Here is a 17,745-nt window from a genome sequence, read left to right on the forward strand (position 1 = left end):
CTAACCGCTCGACGCCGTCGCTTTCCCCGCATCGTTTCGTGCAAAACCGGGATTTCCGAGCACCGCGGGACGGGCCGCGCGATCTGGTTGAATCCAGACCCGAAGCCATCCTTCCGTTCCGGCGCGAGCCGTGTTCGTCTAGGCGCGATGGCTTCGCGCGGGACATTATCAGAGAGCATTCAAAGTCGAATTCACAACGAGTTGTTGCCAATCGTATTTGGCGAAAATGAACCTGCTTCGGGATGCTCCTTCCTTTGGTCAGGGACCCTTACGCAGTGCAGCGAACAGGCCGGAGTTTCGCGGGATTGGGAGGGGTGCCGTCGAAATCGACGGAGGAGCATTTAGGGTTTCGGTCCGCAGGTTCGTTTGCCGGCGCGAGGTCCGCGGGCCAATTCGACGGTGCATGCTGCAGTTGCTCAGTGAGGCATTCGCGTTGCTTCACACGCCAATCCAGCGCGGCCTAGTCTGACAGAGAAGGGCTTTGTCCGGCAGAGAAGGACCCTCGTCCGCCACTCGCGGCGGGTTCCGTTTTCTCCTTGTCAAACCAACCCGATCGGATCAGATTTAAAGCGCACCGGCCTTCTTTAAATGCGTCGGTTGAAGTCAACAATAAAATCCGGGGCGGGAACATGAATAGATTTTCTATCGTATGCGCCGCATTGGTCGGCGCGGCAGGATTATTCACGGGACCTGGTTTCGCGCAGCAGGAAGTCAAACAGGACGCCAAGTCGGCGTCGGGCCAGGCCAAGGTTTCTCCAGTTACCCAGCAGCAGCTCAACTCAGCAGACAAGAACTCGACCAATTTTCTGCTGACCAACGGCAATTATGCCCAGACGCGTTTTTATCCCGCGAAGCAGATCGATCGCGACAACGTCAAGAACCTGCACGTCGCGTGGATCTTCCAGACCGATGTCAAGGAGTCGCTGGAGACCTCGCCGATCGTCGTCGACGGCGTGATGTTCGTGACGACATCGTTCAGCCACGTCTATGCGCTCGACGCCAAGACCGGCGAACAGCTCTGGCACTATAATCACAAGATGGGGCCGATCACGGTCTATTGCTGCGGTCCCAACAATCGTGGCGTCCAGGTGCTCGGCGACCTCGTCTATCTCGCCACGCTGGACTCCAAATTGATCGCCCTCAACGCCAAGACCGGCGAGGTCGTCTGGAAGACCGACATCGCCGATCCGGAACTGGGCTACAGCGAAACGATGGCGCCGACCGTCATCAAGGACAAGGTTCTGATCGGAACGAACGGCGGCGAATACGGCATCCGCGGCTTCGTGAGGGCCTATGATGCGAAGACCGGGAAGCTGCTGTGGAACTTCAACACCATTCCGGAGAATTCGGTCGGCGTCTGGGCGACCAAGGACGCGACCGGCCGGGACATGCATCGCGATATCCAGGCCGAAAAGGACCAACTGGCCAAAACCGGCGACCCCTACCAGAAGCTTGGCGGCGGCGTTTGGCAAAATCCCGCCGTCGATCTCGCCACCAACCGCATCTATTTCTTGGTCGGCAATCCCTCGCCCGATCTCGATGGTTCGATCCGCCCCGGCGACAATCTGTACACGAACTCGCTGGTTTCGCTCGATCTCGACACCGGCAAATATGTCTGTCACTTCCAGTACATCGCACACGACGTGTGGGACCTCGATGCGGTGAGCCCGGCGGTGCTGGTGGACGTGAAGGGCAAGGACGGCAAGACCATCCCGGGCGTGATCCATGCCGGCAAGACCGGCCATATCTACGTTCATGACCGGAAGGACTGCAGCCTGATCCGCTTCTCGGATGCCATGGTGCCGCAGGAGAACATGTGGGTTCTGCCCACCAAGGAAGGTGCCCGCATGCTTCCCGGAGCGAACGGCGGCGTCGAGTGGTCGCCGATCGCGACCGATCCCGGACAGGAGCTGGCCTACGCCATCAACCTGCATCAGCCCATGAACTACTTTGTCGAGAACTCGCCGTATCCGAACGGCAAGTTGTGGCTGGGCGGCGCCTTCAAGGCGATCCCGGGCGAGACGCAGTCCGGCAACATCACCGCGGTCAACTATAACACCGGCAAGATCAAGTGGCAGGTGAAGACGCCGGAGCCGATGATCGGCGGTATTCTCGCCACCGCGGGCGGTCTTGTTTTCACCGGTGAAGGCAATGGCAAGTTCGCGGCCTACAATTCGTCCAGCGGCAAGGAGCTCTGGAGCTTCCGCGCCGGTGCCGGCGTCAACGCGCCGCCCTCCAGCTACATGGTCGGCGGCAAGCAATATATCGTGGTCGGTGCGGGCGGCAACACCCAGGTCGACTTCCGCCGCGGCAACAATATTATCGCATTCTCGCTGAACTGAGCGCGGCAACGATTATCGACGGGAAGCGGGACCGGTTGCGGCCCCGCTTCTTTTTGTCAGCTTCTGATTTTCACAGGATCGGGTCGGATTGGTGGGCGGTAAGTTGAAATTTTGCATGCCCGGCGTCATCGCGCTGGCGCTCTTGAGCGGCTGGAAGACGGCGTTGGGGGCGCAAAGTATCGAGCAAAAGACCCAGATTTGCGCCCGCTGCCATGGCGCGGACGGCAAGCCGGTCGACAAGACGATTCCCATCATTTGGGGACAACAGGCCGGCTATATCTATATCGAATTGCGCGATTTCAAGCGCGGCGACCGCAAGAGCGACATCATGCAACCGATCGCTTCGTCACTGGAGCGGCAGGACATGCTCGATATCGCGGATTATTTCTCGAAAAAACCATGGCCCGATCTTGGCCAGCCGCGCGCGTCCAAGGAGATCTCCATCCGCGCCGTGAACGCCAATCAATCGATCGGGTGTACCGGCTGCCATCTCGATCATTTCCAGGGCTATGGCACGGTGCCGCGGTTGGCGGGCATGGGCAGGGATTACCTGGCAAAACAAATGACCGACTTCCGCAGCCGTGCGCGCGGCAACAATCCCGGCATGTCCGACCTCATGCTTGCCACGCCTCCCGACGACCTTGCGGCGCTGGCGGAATATCTGGCGGGGTTGTGAGCGTGTAATCCAGTCGGGAGTCGCCGCCCTGGAAATCACATTACGGCACCGTCAACCGCTCCCGCAGCGACGACAGCACGGTAAGATCCGCGGCGCGCTTTCCGGCCTTGTCCTTGAGCGCGGGATCGGCGCCTCGTGCGAGCAGCAAGCCGGCGAGCTCGGCGTGGCCGCCTTCGGCCGCGATCATGAGCGCGGTGCGGCCGCGGTTATCCCGATCGTCGATGCGCGCGCCGGCGTCCAGGAGATACGAGACAATCGTCATGGCCTGCGCCTCCGGAACTCCCTCGTCCGGGCCGGACGCCCACATCAGCAAGGTGAGATCATTGGGATAGCGGGCGTTGACATCGATATTTCGCGCCATCAACCGCTTCACGATGTCGAACCGTGCAGCTGCCACGGCATAGACGATCGGCGGCTTGCCGGTGTCGTCGGGCGCGCGCTCGTCAGCGCCGTGGGCGAGCAACGCGTCGAAAATGATGTCGTTGCCGGCATAGGCGGCGGCGGCGATCGGGGTTATTCCGCTGCGTCCGGTGATTTTGACGTCGGCGCCGCGTTCGATGAGCCGTTGCGCGATTAGGATATGGCTGCCTTCTGCGGCCATGTAGAGCGCGGTGGACCCGGCGAGATTGCGGGCATCGATCGGCGCGCCCCGCGCCAGCAGCAGGTCGACCAAACTGAGATGGCCGGCCTTCGCGGCATGACTGAGAGGCCGGGCGCCAAGCCGGTCGCGCGCATCGACTGACGCGCCCTGGTCGAGCAGTTGCGTCGCCAAATCGAGGCAGTTGGCGTCGACCGCCGAGAACAGCGTCAGCGACACTTCCACAGCCGTAATCTGCGGTTTGGCGATTTCGTAGCGGCGCGCCAGTCCCTGGCAACGCTCGGAGTCCGCGGCACCGGCTGTCGTTCCTGCGCTCGCGAGCGCAATCGCGATCGAGCACAGAAGAAAGAGGTGGCGATGCACGGCGATCTCTCCCAAGGCCGGTTTGCCCGTTGGATTGCTCCTTGGGCGCGAGCGTGGCACGGCGGCAAGCCCATGCCAAGGAGGGGCCGCATTTCGAAAGCCAAGGGGATTTCGCACCGCATCATAGATGATCGGGCTGGCGCGTTTTCCGCCGTTCAACCTGGTTATCGGCAGGCATCATTGCCCGCCTCAGGGATGGCCAGAAAGGTGATGGTGGCTGGCGCGAACGTGAGGGTATCGGAGGCGGCCGGAACGCCGGCGATGGTCGGAAGCTCATCGGCCGCGGAAAGCGCCAGCGGATGGCCATTTAGCCGGACATGCGCATCCAGCAGGTTCGCGGCGTCCAGCGTGTAGCGGACCGACGCCGTCGGGAGCCTGAGCGCCCGCGGCGCATTGCGGTCGGTATTGATGACCAGAAGCGCCACGCCGCCTGGCGCGCCCCTTTGGCAATGGGCGTAGACGTGAAGTCCGGATTGTATCGGTACACCGGTGTCGAGCACCGTGGTTCCCATCATTTGCCGCCACAACAGCGCGCCCCAGTAATTCGGCCTTGGCTGCAGCGCTCTTTCATCGAGCAGGCCGTAATCGCTTGCCGCCAGTGTATTGTGCATGACGACCTGAACGCCGGCTCTTGCCAGCCGCCCGAGCTGATCGAGATAGCGGAACGTATCCAGGAAGGTCGCGGCCCACGGGTTTCCGCCGCACGCGGCGTCCGCGGTTTCCGTGAGCCAGATCGGCTTGCCCGGTTCGAATTTGTCTCGAAGCGCCCGATAGAAAGTCAGCGTCCGGTCCGTACCGGAGAGCCAGTTTTCGGAAAGGGCTGCCTCCGGCGTGCTCTTGCCGATGCACCGCTCCGACAGGGTTCCGTAGTAATGATAGGAAATTGCGTCCAGCCCGGGCTCGGAGGCGGCGACCAGCTCAGCCGCCGCTCGGGAATCGCTGACCGTGCCGGCACCGAGGATCAACGTTTCGGGCGCCGCTTGTTTCATGAACGAGCGGAATGATGCAAAATCCCTCTTATAGGCGGTCGCGTCGTAGCCTGCCGGTGCGCCGCCCATCTCGGCGAGATCAGGCTCGTTCATGAATTCAGCGGCTGCAATGTTGCCGCCGATCGAACGCGTATAGGCGAGGAGGCCACTGGCCTGATCCGGCTTCCAGGCGCCGGCGGCGTCGCGGACGCCTGGGCTTACCGCGAAGGATGTCACGATCCGCGCGTCCACCGCTTGCGAGAACTCGACGACGCCGCGCCATTGGGGGCGGGTCAAAATGCCGTTGAAGCCCGCCGGAGGCGTCTGCGGTGCGATGTCCTGGTCTGCAAAATCGGTGCTGTTGGCCCAGGTGCCGCTAACGCGCATATAAGCCGGCGCCAGCGCCGCGGCGAGTTTTCGCAAGCGGGGATTGGCGAGATCGATCGGCGGCCGGTATTGGTATAATTTCGGGTCCATGCCCGGCGGCGTGTCCGATCCGGATCGCGGCGGCGGCGTCGACTGATTGCCCGGTTTCGACCGATAGGGCTTCCAGAATCTTCCGCCGGTCACCTCGATCATTTCGATGTTGTAGGACTGGAAGCGCGGGTCGACCGTGCCGATGCGGGGCATGCTCGAGGGCGCGATGTCAGGCGTTTCGGCGAGAGCACCGCAACAGCAGGGGATCGTCAGCCACGCGAGCGCCAGCAAGCCACGGAGTTTCGCGGTATGATTGCGCACGTGCAGTTCCTCCCATCCTTCGCGCCTCGCTTGGGCAGGATGACATCAGCGCAATCCCGGTCAATGTCCTGCCTTGCGATTGCGCCGGTCGATCCGGGCCGGATTTGATTTGCCATGTCCACGGGGATGTCGAATGATCGCAGCGAAGGCCGCGACCGTGCGGCACCGCAAAACAAGAATGCGGTTCGAACCTGCAGGGAGGCCCAGCTTGACTCGCTCGGCGCGTGAGTTTGCCTGCTGCGTTGCGATGATTCTGGCGGTGTCCTCGACACGGCCCGCCTTCGCGCTCGACCCCCGCTATCCGGATTGGCCTTGCCAGCAATTGAAGGTCCCGGAGATCTCGATCGCCAGTGTCTGGACGGGCCCTCCGATCGAGGCCACCGACAAGGAGAAGCCCCTCGATCCCAAGGAAGCGGAACTCGTGGCGCGTCTAGCGGCGCGCCGCACCGCCATCGAGGATGCGCGGAAACTGATCGCGGAGTTCGTGGTCGGGACCAACGAGGAGAAACAGGAAAAGGCAAAGCGGTTGTTCGCGGCGTTGTATGCGACGCTCAACGCGCAGCGCGAGGAGGTAATGAACGGGATCGAGCGCTTTTCACGCAAGCAGAAGGCCATGGCCGACGAAATCCGCGAGCAAGCCCGGAAGATTCGGGAAATGCAGGACGCGTCCAGCGCCGATCCGGCGAAGAGCAGCGAACTCGCCAGTCAACTCTCCTGGCAGACCCGCATTTTCGATGACCGGCGGAAATCGACTGCCTATGTCTGCGACGTGCCCGTGCTGATCGAGAAGCGGCTATTTGACCTGGCGAGTGCGATTCAGGGCGACTTGGGCGCCGACCAGCCGGCCAAATGAAGACTCGTCCTTCGTCTCCCGGCCAGCACGAGCCCAGCTATTGGTCCGGACGGGGTTCCGGCGTGGAATCCTGCAGCGGAAGCAAGGCGGCCTGCCAGCCGTCGGTCCCTTCGGGATACCAGGCGACATTGGAATAGCCGAGCGCGAGCGCGCGCTTGGCCGCGTTCCACGACATCCAGCAATCCGCCAGACAATACAGAACGAGCATTCTAGTGCGATCGCCATGGCTCGCCTTGTCCAGGCCTTTCGCGAAATAGCCGGCCATGCTGGACGCGAGTTCGCCATAGCCGGTATCGGGCAGCCAGATGCTGCCGGGAATATTGGCGCGCGGCTTGTCGCGCCAAAGCGTTCCCGCCGGCAGGTCACGCGGTCGCGGCGGCCGCGGCAGCACATCGACAAAGCTGGCCGAATGGCCGCGCCAGATCGCTTCCGCTTCGTCCGTTCCGATCACCTTGGCGCCGTGCAGCGCCGCAGGAACCGGCGCGCGATAATTTTCGAGACGATAACCTTCCGGTTCAGGCACCTCGGCAGTCGCGGCTCCCGGGGCTGCGACGAGGATCGTCACGAGCGCCAGGCGGAAGACGGGCGCCGTCATGGCCGCTTGGAAAGCGTATCGGCCGTGATCGGCATATTGGTCTCATCCAGTATCGGAATGTTGTAGCTGATCAGCAGCTTGTTGATCTCTGCCTGATTTTCCATGATGAGCTTGTTGAGCGTGCGTTTCCACTCCTGGTCCGTCGGGCGCACCGCCATGCCGATACGGAAGCTCATCGGCGGACCGGTCGTTTCCTTGGTGAGCGGTGTGACGACGAAGGGTGGGCTCGCCTTGCTGGCATAATAGCCGGCCATCGGCCCCCACAGGATGCCGCAGTCGATATCGCCTTTGGCGAGGTCGTCCATCATGGCTTCGGCGGAAGAATCCGCACGGGTATCGATGAACAGCGGATAGGACTTCGCGTTGGTCAACAGGCCATTCGCCGCCATGTTCGTGCTCGGTGGTGTTCTCGCGACAACGCCGATTCGTTTATCCCTGAGTTTTGGATCGCCGATTTTCGTGACATCCTCCAGGCCGCTCCCACGTTTGGTGACCAGCGCGTATGTCGTCCGGTAGTAGGGGACCGTCGCCTGCGCCTGGTCATCGCCTTGGGGAAATCCCATGATGATGTCGCACCGGTACGATCCCAGCGTCATCCGCACGAAGCCGGTTGCCTGCGGGAAATAGGTGTAACTGAGCTTCTTGCCGAGCTTGGCGGCGAAGAGTTCGGCGAGCTTGTTTTCGAATCCCTCGCCTTTGTCATTGGAGAACGGCAGATTGCGCGGATCGCCGCAGGCGCGAAACACGTCGGGATCGACAAGTTCGAGCGCGCCTTTATCGCTGGCCTGGGCGTAGGCCTCGACTGGCCGCATGGCGATAAGGCCGCACGCGACGATGCCGAGCAGGGTCGGCAGGACGATCGCCCTCCTCGATATGCGAGGCATCGGCGTCGGCCGTGTTCCGGCACGTTTCGACATCATTTAACTCCCGTACAACTGGTTTCGGCCTGCTTGGCCGCCTCAGGCTTGTCTTCGTGCTTGGGTGGACGGCCGCCGGGAATGGCGCCGTTGGCCCGCGCGCGCAGGTACACGTAGATGTCGTCGAGGAAGCACATCACGTTCGAGTTTTCGGCGAATGACGGCATGACCTTGTCGTTGGCGGCATCGACGTTCTTGCGGCCGTTGGTCACGACATTGTTGAAGTCGACATAGCTGAGCGTCTTCAGCGACTCCGCCAGCGCCGGCGCGTAGCTCGATCCCTCGCCGTTCGGACCGTGGCAGACGTGGCAGTCCGAATGATAGCGGCGAAAGCCGGAATAGGTGTACCAGTCGACGGTTCCGTCCTCGCTGACCTTGTAGGTTGGATTGCCGTCCTTGTCGGCGTATTTGCCGCTGTCGGATGAAGCCACCGCCGGATCGCCCGATCCGTCGGCACAAGCGGCCGTGCCGGCAAAGGCGATCGCCAGGATGACGAACGCGAATTTCCAGGGATTGATCCTCACGCAGCTGTCCTTGTGCATTTCCAAATTGGGGCCGGATAAAAAATCGGCGCGCAGCACAACCGCGGCGCGCCGATCCATGGTTATCTTGCCGTGACGTCGCACCACCTATTGGTTGGGCAATGCAAATACCGTCAATGTCCCGCCCAGCGAGGTATAGGACGCCAGACCCGCATAGCCGCCGACGGCGCCAAGGCCCGCCGTATCGACGGTCTTGTCCTTGGTCGGCAACTTGCCCTGATCGACCGCGCCATGCCAGGCGGCGGCGTTTTCAGGCTGCAGCAGACCGGCCGCAAGACCGATACCGGCCCAGCCGCCGACCCCGGACAGCACCGCGACGTATTGCTTGCCGCCGTGTTCGTAGGTCATGACGTTGCCGATGATCCCGGACGGGGTCTTGAACTTGTAGAGTTCCTTGCCCGTCTTGGCGTCGACCGCCTTCAGATAGCCTTCGAGCGTGCCGTAGAACACCACGCCGCCGGCCGTCGCCAACGCGCCGCCCCACGCGGAGAACTGCTCCTTGTTGGACCACACGATCTTGCCGGTCTTGCCGTCCCAGGCGATGAAGTTGCCCATGTTGGTCTCGCCCTTGGGCGGGTACATCGCCACGGCGGCGCCGACATAAGCCTGGCCGGCCGTGTAGGAGACCTTGTAGGGCTCATAGTCCATGCAGACATGGTTGGTGGGGACGTAGAACAACTGCGTGTCCGGGCTATAGGCCGCGGGCTGTTCGTCCTTGGTGCCGAGCGCCGCCGGGCAGATGCCCTTGGAGTTGGTGTCCTCACCATTGTGCTGGGTCGAATAGGCGTCGACGACCAGCGGACGGCCGTAGGTCTTGGACGACTTGTCCATGTCGACCTTGGTGGCCCAGTTCACCACCGGATCGAACTTTTCCGCGACCAGCAATTCGCCGGTGGCCCGGTCCAGCGTGTAGCCGAAGCCGTTACGGTCGAAATGGGTGAGCAGTTTCCTCGGCGCGCCATTGATGGTCTGATCGGTGAGGATCATTTCGTTGACGCCGTCGAAGTCCCATTCGTCGTGCGGGGTCATCTGGTAGACCCATTTGACCGCGCCGGTATCGAGATCACGCGCCCAGATCGACATCGACCAGCGGTTATCGCCGGGGCGCTGCACCGGGTTCCAGGTCGAGGGATTGCCGGAACCGTAATAGACGAGGTTCAGCTGCGGATCATAGGAATACCAGCCCCAGGTGGCGCCGCCGCCGATCTTCCACTGGTCGCCCTGCCAGGTGGATGTCGAGGAATCCGGTCCGACGGGCTTGCCGAGCGACGTCGTCTTGACGGGGTCGATCAGCGTGTCGGAGTCCGGCCCTTCCGAAAAACCGCGCCAGACAAGCTTGCCGTCCGCGATGTTGTAAGCGCTGACCCAGCCGCGAACGCCGAATTCGCCGCCGGAAACGCCCACCAGGACCTTGTCCTTGTAGACGAACGGAGCGTCCGTGCCGGACTGACCCTTGCCGGCCTCGCCATCCATGACGGACCAGACTTTTGCGCCGGTCTTGGCGTCGAGTGCGATGAGCGTGGTGTCGGCCTGATGCAGGAAGATCTTGCCGTCGGCGTAGGCGACGCCGCGATTGACGGTGTCGCAGCACATGATCGGGATGACGTTGGGATCCTGCCTGGGTTCATACTTCCAGAGGATCTTGCCTTCGTTGTTCAGGTCGAGCGCATAGACCGTGTTCGGGAACGGCGTGTGCACATACATCGTGTCGCCGACCACCAGCGGTCCGCCCTCGTGGCCGCGAAGCACGCCGGTCGAAAACGTCCAGGCGACCTGCAGCTTGCCGGCGTTGGATGCGTTGATCTGGTTGAGCTTGGAATAGCGGGTGTTGGCGTCATCGCCTTGCTGCATCACCCACTGCTTGGGATCTTTGGCCAACAGGTCCAGTGCCGCATCGGCGCGCGCAGCAAGATTCTGCGCGGCCAACAGGCCGAACACCGAGGTTGTCAGGATTAGATATTTCTTCATCGCTTCCTCCCTGGGTTTTTGCCTAGAGGGTCGCTGACGCTCCTTGGAACATGGATCCACGGGACGTCTTCCGCCCTCTCTTGGATTAATTCTCCCGGCACCGTGTCACGGTATGTGTAACGTTATCACGGGCTCTGAGTCTAAAGTGCGGCGAAGAGTGCCGCCTCAGTCTTCGCAACACCTGAGTCTTCGCAACACCTGAGTCTTCGCAACACCTAAGTCTTCGCAACGACGGGTCCCCGTTCGCCGTTGCTCATGAAGTTCGAAGCAAAAAAAGCTTATGTAAGTCTTTGGATAGAAGCAAGTTTGATTTGCGATCTCTTGCAGCGCAACGTAACCGAGAACAGATGAATGGGCCCCGCATGCACGAGAGGGAAACCGTACTTGCACGAGGGGGAAACGCGCTTGCACCAGAGGGAAAAATTTCTATCGCTCGAGCGAAAAAGTGAAAGGCGGGAAAGTGCCGATTTGTAGGAGCCCGCGGTCTCTCTCCGAGATTTGGCGCGCCCATTTTTCTGCGCTCGCGGAGTGGGCAATGCGTTTCGTGGGCATCGTGCTCGCGACGCCTCTGGTTTTGATTCTGCATGGCGGCGAAGCCAGCGCGCAGCAACTGCCGACCCCGTTACCTGTTTCGGAACTGGCGCCTGGTGTCTACGTCCACATCGGCAACATCGATATGATGAACGAGGCCAACCAGGGCGACGCCGCCAATGTCGGCTTCGTTATCGGCGACGAGGCGGTTGCGGTAATCGATACCGGCGGCAGTGCACGCGAAGGGGCGCGCCTGCTGGCCGCGATCCGCGCGGTGACGGCGAAACCGGTGCGCTATGTCGTCAACACGCATGTTCATCCCGATCACATCTTTGGCAATGCGGCCTTCGCAGCCGAGGGAACCGTCTTTGTCGGGCACCGGAATCTGCCGCGCGCGCTGGCGGCGCGGGGCGAGTTTTATCTGAAGTCATTTCGCCCGGTACTCGGCGATGCACTCATCGAGGGCGTGAGGATCGTGCCGCCCACGCTGCTCGTCGACGACGAAATGCAGCTTGATCTCGGCCGGCGAATATTGACGCTGAAGGCGTGGCCACCCGGGCATACCGACAACGACCTGACGGTCCTCGACGTCTTGAGTTCCACGCTGTTCGCCGGCGATCTCCTGTTCGTTGAGCACATTCCGGTGCTCGACGGCAGCATTCGCGGCTTCCTCGCCGATCTCGATGCGCTGCAGCACACTTCCGTTCAGCGTGTCGTTCCCGGCCATGGCCCTGCGGTCAGTGACTGGCGAGCCGCCGTTAGCGAGGAACGGCGCTATTTCGAGGGCCTTGTCGGGGAAGTACGCGGCCTCGTTGCCCAGGGGGTGCCCCTCACCAGCGCGGCAAGAGAAGCCGGCCGAAGTGAACAGTCGCATTGGTTGCTGTTCGAGGAATACCGTTCGCGCAACGTCATTGCCGCGTTCGGGGAGCTTGAATGGGAATAACGCTACTGTTTTCCCTTGTCATGCGAGCGCGGCTTGCCGCTTGCTGGGGGAGTGTTATAGGTTCGTGCTGCTTCATTATGGAAATGGAACTCGACGATGTCGATTTTCTCCAGAGTGATCGTCCCGGCCTTGGTCGCCGTGCTGTATGTTGCGGCGCCGCCGGCCGCGCATGCCCAGGCTGCGAGTGCCGCCGGCCAGGATCAGCCTTCGGAAGAAACCTGGAACAGCATCAAGGGCGATATCTTCAAGAATCGTCCCATTCTCGATGGCGCCGGCCTGGTCATTCTCGACGCGCCCCGGCGAGCGGAGGATTCCGCGATCGTGCCGATCGGCATGCGCGTCGATTTTGCCGCCGACGACAAGCGCATGCTCAAGTCCCTGACGCTTGTGATCGACGAGAACCCCGCGCCTGTCGCCGGAGCGTTTACGTTCGGTCCACGCTCCGGCGTGACGTCAATCTCGACGCGCGTTCGGGTCAATAGCTATTCCTATGTACGGCTGGTCGCCGAACTCAGCGACGGCCAGCTCTACGGCGTCAAGGCTTTCGTGAAGGCGTCCGGCGGATGCTCCGCGCCGGCGTCCTCGAACGCCGATGCCACCCGATCAATGTTAGGGCAGATGAAATTCCGCACTTTCCGGAACGAGTCCGCCGCGCTGCCGGAGGGCCAGCTCATGCTGCGCCATCCGCAGAATTCGGGCCTCCAGATGGACCAGCTGACGCGGCTCTATATACCGCCCTTCTTCATCGAGAACCTGAAGATCTGGCAGGGCGACGATCTAGTGCTGGCGATGGATGGCGGGATCGCGATCTCGGAAGATCCGAATATTCGTTTCAACTATCGGCCCAACGGCGCCGCCAAGTTTCGGGTCGAAGCCGTCGATACCGGCCAGGAAATGTTCCGGGACGAATGGTCGATCGAAAAAACGATGCTGTAGCGGCTTAGGCGCGGCGAATTCCGTTCAGAAGCAGCGAATCTCCGCTTCCGCCTGGGCCCGGCGGAAATCCTGCAACGCCAGCTTGGCCTGCTCGGTCGTTCGAAATTCGGACCCGACCGGCCCCGTGACCTGCGACATCGAGAGAATTGTCTCGGTGGTCACGTAATGGTCGTAAGGGATGATCGACGCAATCACGTCGATCGAGCAGGAACACTTCTGCAGGAGTTCCTGCGTTTCGCCGTTGGCTTTCATGCAGGCGAAGACATACTCCGCGCGCGCCGATGTCGGATAGTCATTGAGGTCCTCGGCCATCGCGTTCGACATCGCGGCCACAATTGCGGCGGCAAGCAGGCCGCTTGATCGGAGCAGGCTGGACAACCGAACCATCGTCAACGCCCTTCGTCACTCGCCGTCCGCCGTTGATGTATCCGGTGGAATGCCGGAAGTTCGGTGCGCTGCAACACAAACATCAAACGGATCTGCCCGCCCAAATAATTTGTCAGGATCGCCAAAGCGGGTCAAGCTTGGGTCGGCGAACTTGCCGCAGGCAATGCGGTAGGTTACATCGCCGGCTTCGAACCCCAGAGGTCTGCGTGTCCAGCGTGACATATTTCATCGGCGGTCGACGGCACGGCGCTCGAGGTTCCGAAATTTCTGCTTGCCGGTCTTTCGGATCGGCGCGGACCTTTCGGGAATGCTGATGCCGGCTTCCGCGTTCGCTCAAACCCCCGCGCTTGAGATCGACCACGTCAGCCATCGTTACGGCACGCGGGTAGCGCTGAACGATGTCAGCCTGACCGTCGGGCAGTCGTCCTTTACCGTGCTGTTGGGATTGAACGGCGCCGGGAAGTCGACGCTGTTTTCGCTGATCACACGTCTCTATGCGATACGGTCGGGTCAAATCCGCATCTTCGGGCACGATGTGGCGCGCGAGCCGGGCGCGGCCTTGAGCAAGCTCGGCGTCGTGTTCCAGTCCCGCGCGCTCGACATCGACATTTCGGTGCGGCAGAACCTGATGTATCATGCTGCGCTGCACGGCATCGCCTCGAGCCGGGCCAAGGAATTGATTGCGCAGGTCCTGGACCGCGTGGCAATGGCCGATCGCAGCCTGGAACGGGTCGGAAATCTCTCGATCGGGCAGATGCGCCGCATCGAGATTGCCCGCGCGCTGCTGCACCAGCCCCGCCTGCTGTTGCTGGACGAGCCGACGGTCGGCCTCGATATCAAGGCGCGCGCGGACATTCTCGATCATGTTCGCGGGCTGTCGAAGGAGGAGGGCATCGGCGTGTTGTGGGCGACGCATCTGATCGACGAGGCCGGTGCCGGCGATGATGTCGTGGTCCTGCATAAGGGCAAGGTTCTCGCCCATGGCGCGCTCGGCGACGTCGTCGCGGGATGCGGTGGTGTTGACCTGCGCGATACGTTCAACCGGCTGACAGGGACTGCGGACCGGAACGAACTGGAGACCGCCAGATGACCGCCATCGCAGACACCATCGACAGGCACAGTTTTTCGCCGGCGCAATATTTCATCTGCCTCAAGGGCATCGTCTGGCGTGAGGCGCTGCGCTTCATCCACCAGCGCGAACGCTTCGTTTCCGCGCTGGTGCGCCCCCTGGTGTGGCTCTTCATTTTTGCCGCCGGATTTCGCCAGGTGCTCGGCGTCTCGATCATCCCGCCCTACGAGACCTATGTACTCTACGAGGTGTACATCACGCCCGGGCTGATCGCGATGATCCAGCTATTCAACGGCATGCAATCGTCGCTGACCATGGTCTATGACCGCGAGACCGGTGGAATGCGCACGCTGCTGGTCAGCCCGTTCCCGCGCTGGTGGCTGCTCGCCTCGAAGCTGCTGGCGGGTACGCTGGTCTCGGTGCTGCAAGCCTATGCCTTCCTGCTGATCGCCTGGTTCTGGGAGATCGAGGCGCCGCCGCTCGGCTATCTGGCGCTGCTGCCGGCGTTGCTGCTCAGTGGGTTCATGCTTGGCGCGCTGGGAATGCTGATTTCGTCGCTGATCAAGCAGCTTGAGAATTTCGCCGGCGTCATGAATTTTGTTATTTTCCCGATGTTCTTTGCATCCTCGGCGCTCTACCCGCTCTGGCGCGTCAAGGAATCGAGTCCGCTGCTGTACTATATCTGTGAAGCCAATCCCTTCACGCATGCGACGGAACTGATCCGCTTTGCGCTTTACGAGCAGGTCGCATGGGTCTCCCTGGCCGTCGTTCTCGGTTGCGCTGTCGTGTTTCTGTTCGGTGCGATCCTCGCCTACGATCCCTCGCGCGGCTTTCTGGCCCGCCGCAATAATCCGGGCGGTTGAACCGAGACGTTTTCAAAGCTTCAGAAGGTAGCCCTCAGGCCGGCATAAAAGGCGCGGGGGCGTGCCGGGCTGACCGAACGTGCGTCCGTGAACGGCGCGCCGCCATTGGCGAAATTCGGAACGGCGTCGGTATTGAAGAACGTTCCGTAGGTCGCGTATCGGTTATCGAAAATGTTGTCCGCCCGCGCATAGATCTGGAACGTTTTGTCGATCTGATACGAGGCATGCAGGTTGAAGACCGCATAAGAAGGTAGTCGCTGCGCCTGGTTGGATTCGTCGCCGACGAAGTACTGGCTGTCGACGAACAGCGCATCGCCCCCGAGCTTGAATGCGTCGGTGACGGAATAATCGAAGCCGGCCTTGATCCGGTTGCGCGGAATGGCCGGAATGCGGTTGCCCGGGAGAATCTGGACGTTGCCATTGGCGTCGGCGAAGGGGCTGTTGGAGCCAACCTGCAGCGTGTCGAGGAATCGCGCGTCCACCAGCGCATAGCTGGCGTAGACCTGCAGCGTGCTCGACTTCAGATTAACTTCGGCTTCGATGCCCTGGCGGCGGGTCCGGCCGACGTTCTGGAAATAGCCGAAGCCCTGCAGGACCGGGCTGGGAATGGCGAGGATGTCGTCGGAATTATCCGAGCGGAACGCGCCGAGCTTCCAGCCCAGCGTGCCGATGTTGAGATCCCTGGTGCCGCGGAGGCCGGCTTCCACGGTGCGGGACACCACTTGTTTCAACGGCGGGTCGGAAACCAGGAAGGCCGCGACAATGCAGGGATGCGCGGGATCGGCGCATCCCAGTTCAAGCGGGGTGGGCGCGCGGTTGGCTTCGGAATAACCGGCATAGGCCGTTAGTCCCTGGGTGATCTTGTAGGTGCCGCCGATGATCGGATTAAAGCGGGTGTAGGTATCGCTGCCGTTGAGCGAGGTGCCGATCTGGTCTTGCAGGCTGATGTTAGCGACGTTGAAGCGGCCGCCGCCGGTGAGTGCGAACGCATTCGTGACGTCGAACGTATCGAGCGCATAAAGCCCGGTATACTGATTGGTGGTACGAAGATCGACCGGGCCGATCGAGACGGGATCGCCGGATTGGCCGAGAAAAATGCCGGAACCGCTGACGACAAAATTCGAGCCGATGGTGCCGAGCTCGGCGCTGGCCGTGAAGCGGGTGACACTGGAGTCGAAGCTGGCTCCGACCACAAAATGATTGTTGTGGCCGAACAACTGATCGATATTGGTTGCCTGCAACGACACGCCGGTGGTGGTCGAGTGGGTCGTGGTGCGGTCGCTTTCGCCCAGCACCGCTGTGGGATCGAAGGGATTGGCGAGCTGGGCACCGTTGAGGCCGTTGGCCGGCGTGCTGCCGTTACCGAAACAAAGCAGCGTATTGTCGGCAGCGCAGGGCTGGGTGCCGGTCGGGTTGGCGTCCAGCATGTTTTGATCGAAAATCCGCACATGCGCTGAGCCGTCGATCGTCCAGGTCGGCGTGACCTCGACCTTTCCCGTCAGATTGACGTAGCCGACGCGGTTTTCGGTCGTTTGCGGCGTGGTGTAGGTTGCCCCCCAATATTGCTGGAGCAATTCGACAGGTACGGTCGCGCTCGCGCCGAAATGGTTGTCGGCCGCGCCCATGTTGAGATGGAACTCGCTGGTATCGTTCCTATAACCGACGTCGCCGTAGAAGCGGCGAACGTCCGATGCTGAAAAATTGCGAAATCCGTCGTCGTGCAATCCCTCGAGTGCACCGTAGACGGCAAAATTATCGACCTGCTTGCCCCACTGCGCCGAGCTCTGGACCCGCCCGAACGAGCCGCCCATCGTATCGATTTCGGCGCCGTGATAGCTGAATCCGTCCTTCATCTGCACGTTGACGGCGCCGCCCAGCGCATTGAGGCCGAAGGCGGGATTGTTGGTCACCACGGTGACCGATTTTATCGCGGTGGTCGGAATCAGGTCCCAGTTGACGGTATCGCCGAACGCTTCGTTGACGCGCACGCCGTTCTGGTAGACCGCAAGCCCCTGGGGCGTGCCGGCCACGGGGGAGGCGACGAAACCGCGAAATTGCACATTGGGCTGGAATGGGTTGCCGGTGACATCATTGACCAAGATACCCGGCACGTATTTTTGCAGCGCATCGCTGATGTTCAGCGACCCGGTTCGCTTGATCTGAGCGGCGTCGACGACATTGACGCTCGCCGGGATTTTATCGGGGTTTATGCCCGCGCCGGAAATGGGCGTGGTCGGATAGACCACGAGCCGGGGCAGGCTCCGTGCGGTGCGCGTCGCATTCTGGGTTCGGCCGGGTTTGCTGCCGGGCTTCGTGCCGGTCACGACGATGGCCGGCAACCTCTCGGCGGTGGCGGGCTCTTCCTGGGCCCGAGCACAATCATTCCCGCAAAACAGGCACAGCAAAACCCACGCCAAAAGCAGGAAGCGAGCGCCCATCCGTCCCATCCCATTCGC

Annotated in this window: 15 protein-coding genes; 7 read left to right on the forward strand and 8 right to left on the reverse strand. The window is 61.8% G+C overall.

Annotation, left to right across the window (positions count from 1 at the left end; all coding sequences use genetic code 11):
• Nucleotides 1-629: 629 nt before the first annotated feature.
• Together B5525_RS20360 and B5525_RS20365 are read left to right on the forward strand one after the other, a co-directional pair.
• Entirely contained in the window at nt 630-2,342 is a 1,713-nt protein-coding gene (locus tag B5525_RS20360; RefSeq protein WP_079567594.1) for a pyrroloquinoline quinone-dependent dehydrogenase, read from the forward strand.
• Between the two features lie 115 nt (nt 2,343-2,457).
• Complete coding sequence (locus B5525_RS20365) at nt 2,458-3,018, forward strand: c-type cytochrome (RefSeq protein WP_079567595.1); 561 nt, start codon at nt 2,458-2,460, stop codon at nt 3,016-3,018.
• A 40-nt stretch (nt 3,019-3,058) separates the two neighbouring features.
• Here the strand turns inward: B5525_RS20365 and B5525_RS20370 are convergent, their stop codons facing one another.
• Both B5525_RS20370 and B5525_RS20375 read right to left on the reverse strand, forming a co-directional pair.
• A complete protein-coding gene (locus B5525_RS20370) occupies nt 3,059-3,979 on the reverse strand; it encodes an ankyrin repeat domain-containing protein (protein WP_154073336.1) in 921 nt (306 codons plus the stop codon).
• Nucleotides 3,980-4,143: 164 nt separating this feature from the next.
• Nucleotides 4,144-5,685 carry a hypothetical protein gene (locus B5525_RS20375; RefSeq protein WP_244567971.1) on the reverse strand — a complete coding sequence of 514 codons (1,542 nt, stop codon included), beginning with the start codon at nt 5,683-5,685 and terminating at the stop codon, nt 4,144-4,146.
• Between the two features lie 208 nt (nt 5,686-5,893).
• On the opposite strand from B5525_RS20375, the gene B5525_RS20380 reads away from it, so the two are divergent.
• On the forward strand, nt 5,894-6,538 hold the full coding sequence (locus B5525_RS20380) for a hypothetical protein (RefSeq protein ID WP_244567972.1): 645 nt from the start codon (nt 5,894-5,896) through the stop codon (nt 6,536-6,538).
• A gap of 37 nt (nt 6,539-6,575) precedes the next feature.
• Here the strand turns inward: B5525_RS20380 and B5525_RS20385 are convergent, their stop codons facing one another.
• From B5525_RS20385 to B5525_RS20400, 4 genes are all read right to left on the reverse strand, one after another.
• On the reverse strand, nt 6,576-7,133 hold the full coding sequence (locus tag B5525_RS20385; protein ID WP_079567598.1) for a PQQ-dependent catabolism-associated CXXCW motif protein: 558 nt from the start codon (nt 7,131-7,133) through the stop codon (nt 6,576-6,578).
• Nucleotides 7,130-7,945, reverse strand: a complete 816-nt coding sequence (locus B5525_RS20390) for a substrate-binding domain-containing protein (protein WP_425305317.1) — start codon at nt 7,943-7,945, stop codon at nt 7,130-7,132. Before B5525_RS20390 ends, B5525_RS20385 begins: the two co-directional genes overlap by 4 nt.
• Before the next feature lie 104 nt (nt 7,946-8,049).
• On the reverse strand, nt 8,050-8,592 hold the full coding sequence (locus tag B5525_RS20395; RefSeq protein ID WP_079573602.1) for a c-type cytochrome, methanol metabolism-related: 543 nt from the start codon (nt 8,590-8,592) through the stop codon (nt 8,050-8,052).
• 87 nt (nt 8,593-8,679) lie between these two features.
• Nucleotides 8,680-10,560: a methanol/ethanol family PQQ-dependent dehydrogenase gene (locus B5525_RS20400; protein ID WP_079565254.1), complete on the reverse strand. Its 1,881-nt coding sequence runs from the start codon at nt 10,558-10,560 to the stop codon at nt 8,680-8,682.
• 535 nt (nt 10,561-11,095) lie between these two features.
• Between B5525_RS20400 and B5525_RS20405 the strand changes: the two genes are divergently transcribed.
• Nucleotides 11,096-12,034, forward strand: coding sequence for a quinoprotein relay system zinc metallohydrolase 2 (locus tag B5525_RS20405; protein ID WP_079567599.1), 939 nt, complete (start codon nt 11,096-11,098; stop codon nt 12,032-12,034).
• Nucleotides 12,035-12,130: 96 nt separating this feature from the next.
• Entirely contained in the window at nt 12,131-12,970 is an 840-nt protein-coding gene (locus tag B5525_RS20410; protein WP_079567600.1) for a quinoprotein dehydrogenase-associated SoxYZ-like carrier, read from the forward strand.
• A gap of 24 nt (nt 12,971-12,994) precedes the next feature.
• Here the strand turns inward: B5525_RS20410 and B5525_RS20415 are convergent, their stop codons facing one another.
• Entirely contained in the window at nt 12,995-13,294 is a 300-nt protein-coding gene (locus B5525_RS20415) for a hypothetical protein (protein WP_154073854.1), read from the reverse strand.
• 370 nt (nt 13,295-13,664) lie between these two features.
• On the opposite strand from B5525_RS20415, the gene B5525_RS20420 reads away from it, so the two are divergent.
• The gene (locus B5525_RS20420) at nt 13,665-14,447 is read left to right on the forward strand and encodes an ATP-binding cassette domain-containing protein (protein WP_079573604.1); all 783 of its coding nucleotides are present in this window, start codon (nt 13,665-13,667) and stop codon (nt 14,445-14,447) included.
• Nucleotides 14,444-15,289, forward strand: coding sequence for an ABC transporter permease (locus tag B5525_RS20425; RefSeq protein WP_079567602.1), 846 nt, complete (start codon nt 14,444-14,446; stop codon nt 15,287-15,289). The genes B5525_RS20420 and B5525_RS20425 overlap by 4 nt, the downstream gene beginning before the upstream one ends.
• A gap of 20 nt (nt 15,290-15,309) precedes the next feature.
• On the opposite strand, the gene B5525_RS20430 is transcribed toward B5525_RS20425, so the two are convergent.
• A complete protein-coding gene (locus B5525_RS20430) occupies nt 15,310-17,727 on the reverse strand; it encodes a TonB-dependent receptor (protein WP_425305277.1) in 2,418 nt (805 codons plus the stop codon).
• Nucleotides 17,728-17,745 lie beyond the last annotated feature (18 nt).

This window comes from Bradyrhizobium erythrophlei, from assembly GCF_900129505.1.
In the GTDB taxonomy this organism is placed as follows: Bacteria; Pseudomonadota; Alphaproteobacteria; order Rhizobiales; family Xanthobacteraceae; genus Bradyrhizobium; species Bradyrhizobium erythrophlei_D.

Coding starts and splice junctions, on each gene's coding strand:
- B5525_RS20410 (WP_079567600.1), top strand. CDS start 12,131: ATGTCGATTTTCTCCAGAGTGATCGTCCCGGCCTTGGTCGCCGTGCTG.
- B5525_RS20385 (WP_079567598.1), bottom strand. CDS start 7,133: ATGACGGCGCCCGTCTTCCGCCTGGCGCTCGTGACGATCCTCGTCGCA.
- B5525_RS20395 (WP_079573602.1), bottom strand. CDS start 8,592: ATGCACAAGGACAGCTGCGTGAGGATCAATCCCTGGAAATTCGCGTTC.
- B5525_RS20360 (WP_079567594.1), top strand. CDS start 630: ATGAATAGATTTTCTATCGTATGCGCCGCATTGGTCGGCGCGGCAGGA.
- B5525_RS20430 (WP_425305277.1), bottom strand. CDS start 17,727: ATGGGCGCTCGCTTCCTGCTTTTGGCGTGGGTTTTGCTGTGCCTGTTT.
- B5525_RS20425 (WP_079567602.1), top strand. CDS start 14,444: ATGACCGCCATCGCAGACACCATCGACAGGCACAGTTTTTCGCCGGCG.
- B5525_RS20390 (WP_425305317.1), bottom strand. CDS start 7,945: ATGCGGCCAGTCGAGGCCTACGCCCAGGCCAGCGATAAAGGCGCGCTC.
- B5525_RS20405 (WP_079567599.1), top strand. CDS start 11,096: ATGCGTTTCGTGGGCATCGTGCTCGCGACGCCTCTGGTTTTGATTCTG.
- B5525_RS20400 (WP_079565254.1), bottom strand. CDS start 10,560: ATGAAGAAATATCTAATCCTGACAACCTCGGTGTTCGGCCTGTTGGCC.
- B5525_RS20365 (WP_079567595.1), top strand. CDS start 2,458: ATGCCCGGCGTCATCGCGCTGGCGCTCTTGAGCGGCTGGAAGACGGCG.
- B5525_RS20420 (WP_079573604.1), top strand. CDS start 13,665: ATGCTGATGCCGGCTTCCGCGTTCGCTCAAACCCCCGCGCTTGAGATC.
- B5525_RS20415 (WP_154073854.1), bottom strand. CDS start 13,294: ATGTCGAACGCGATGGCCGAGGACCTCAATGACTATCCGACATCGGCG.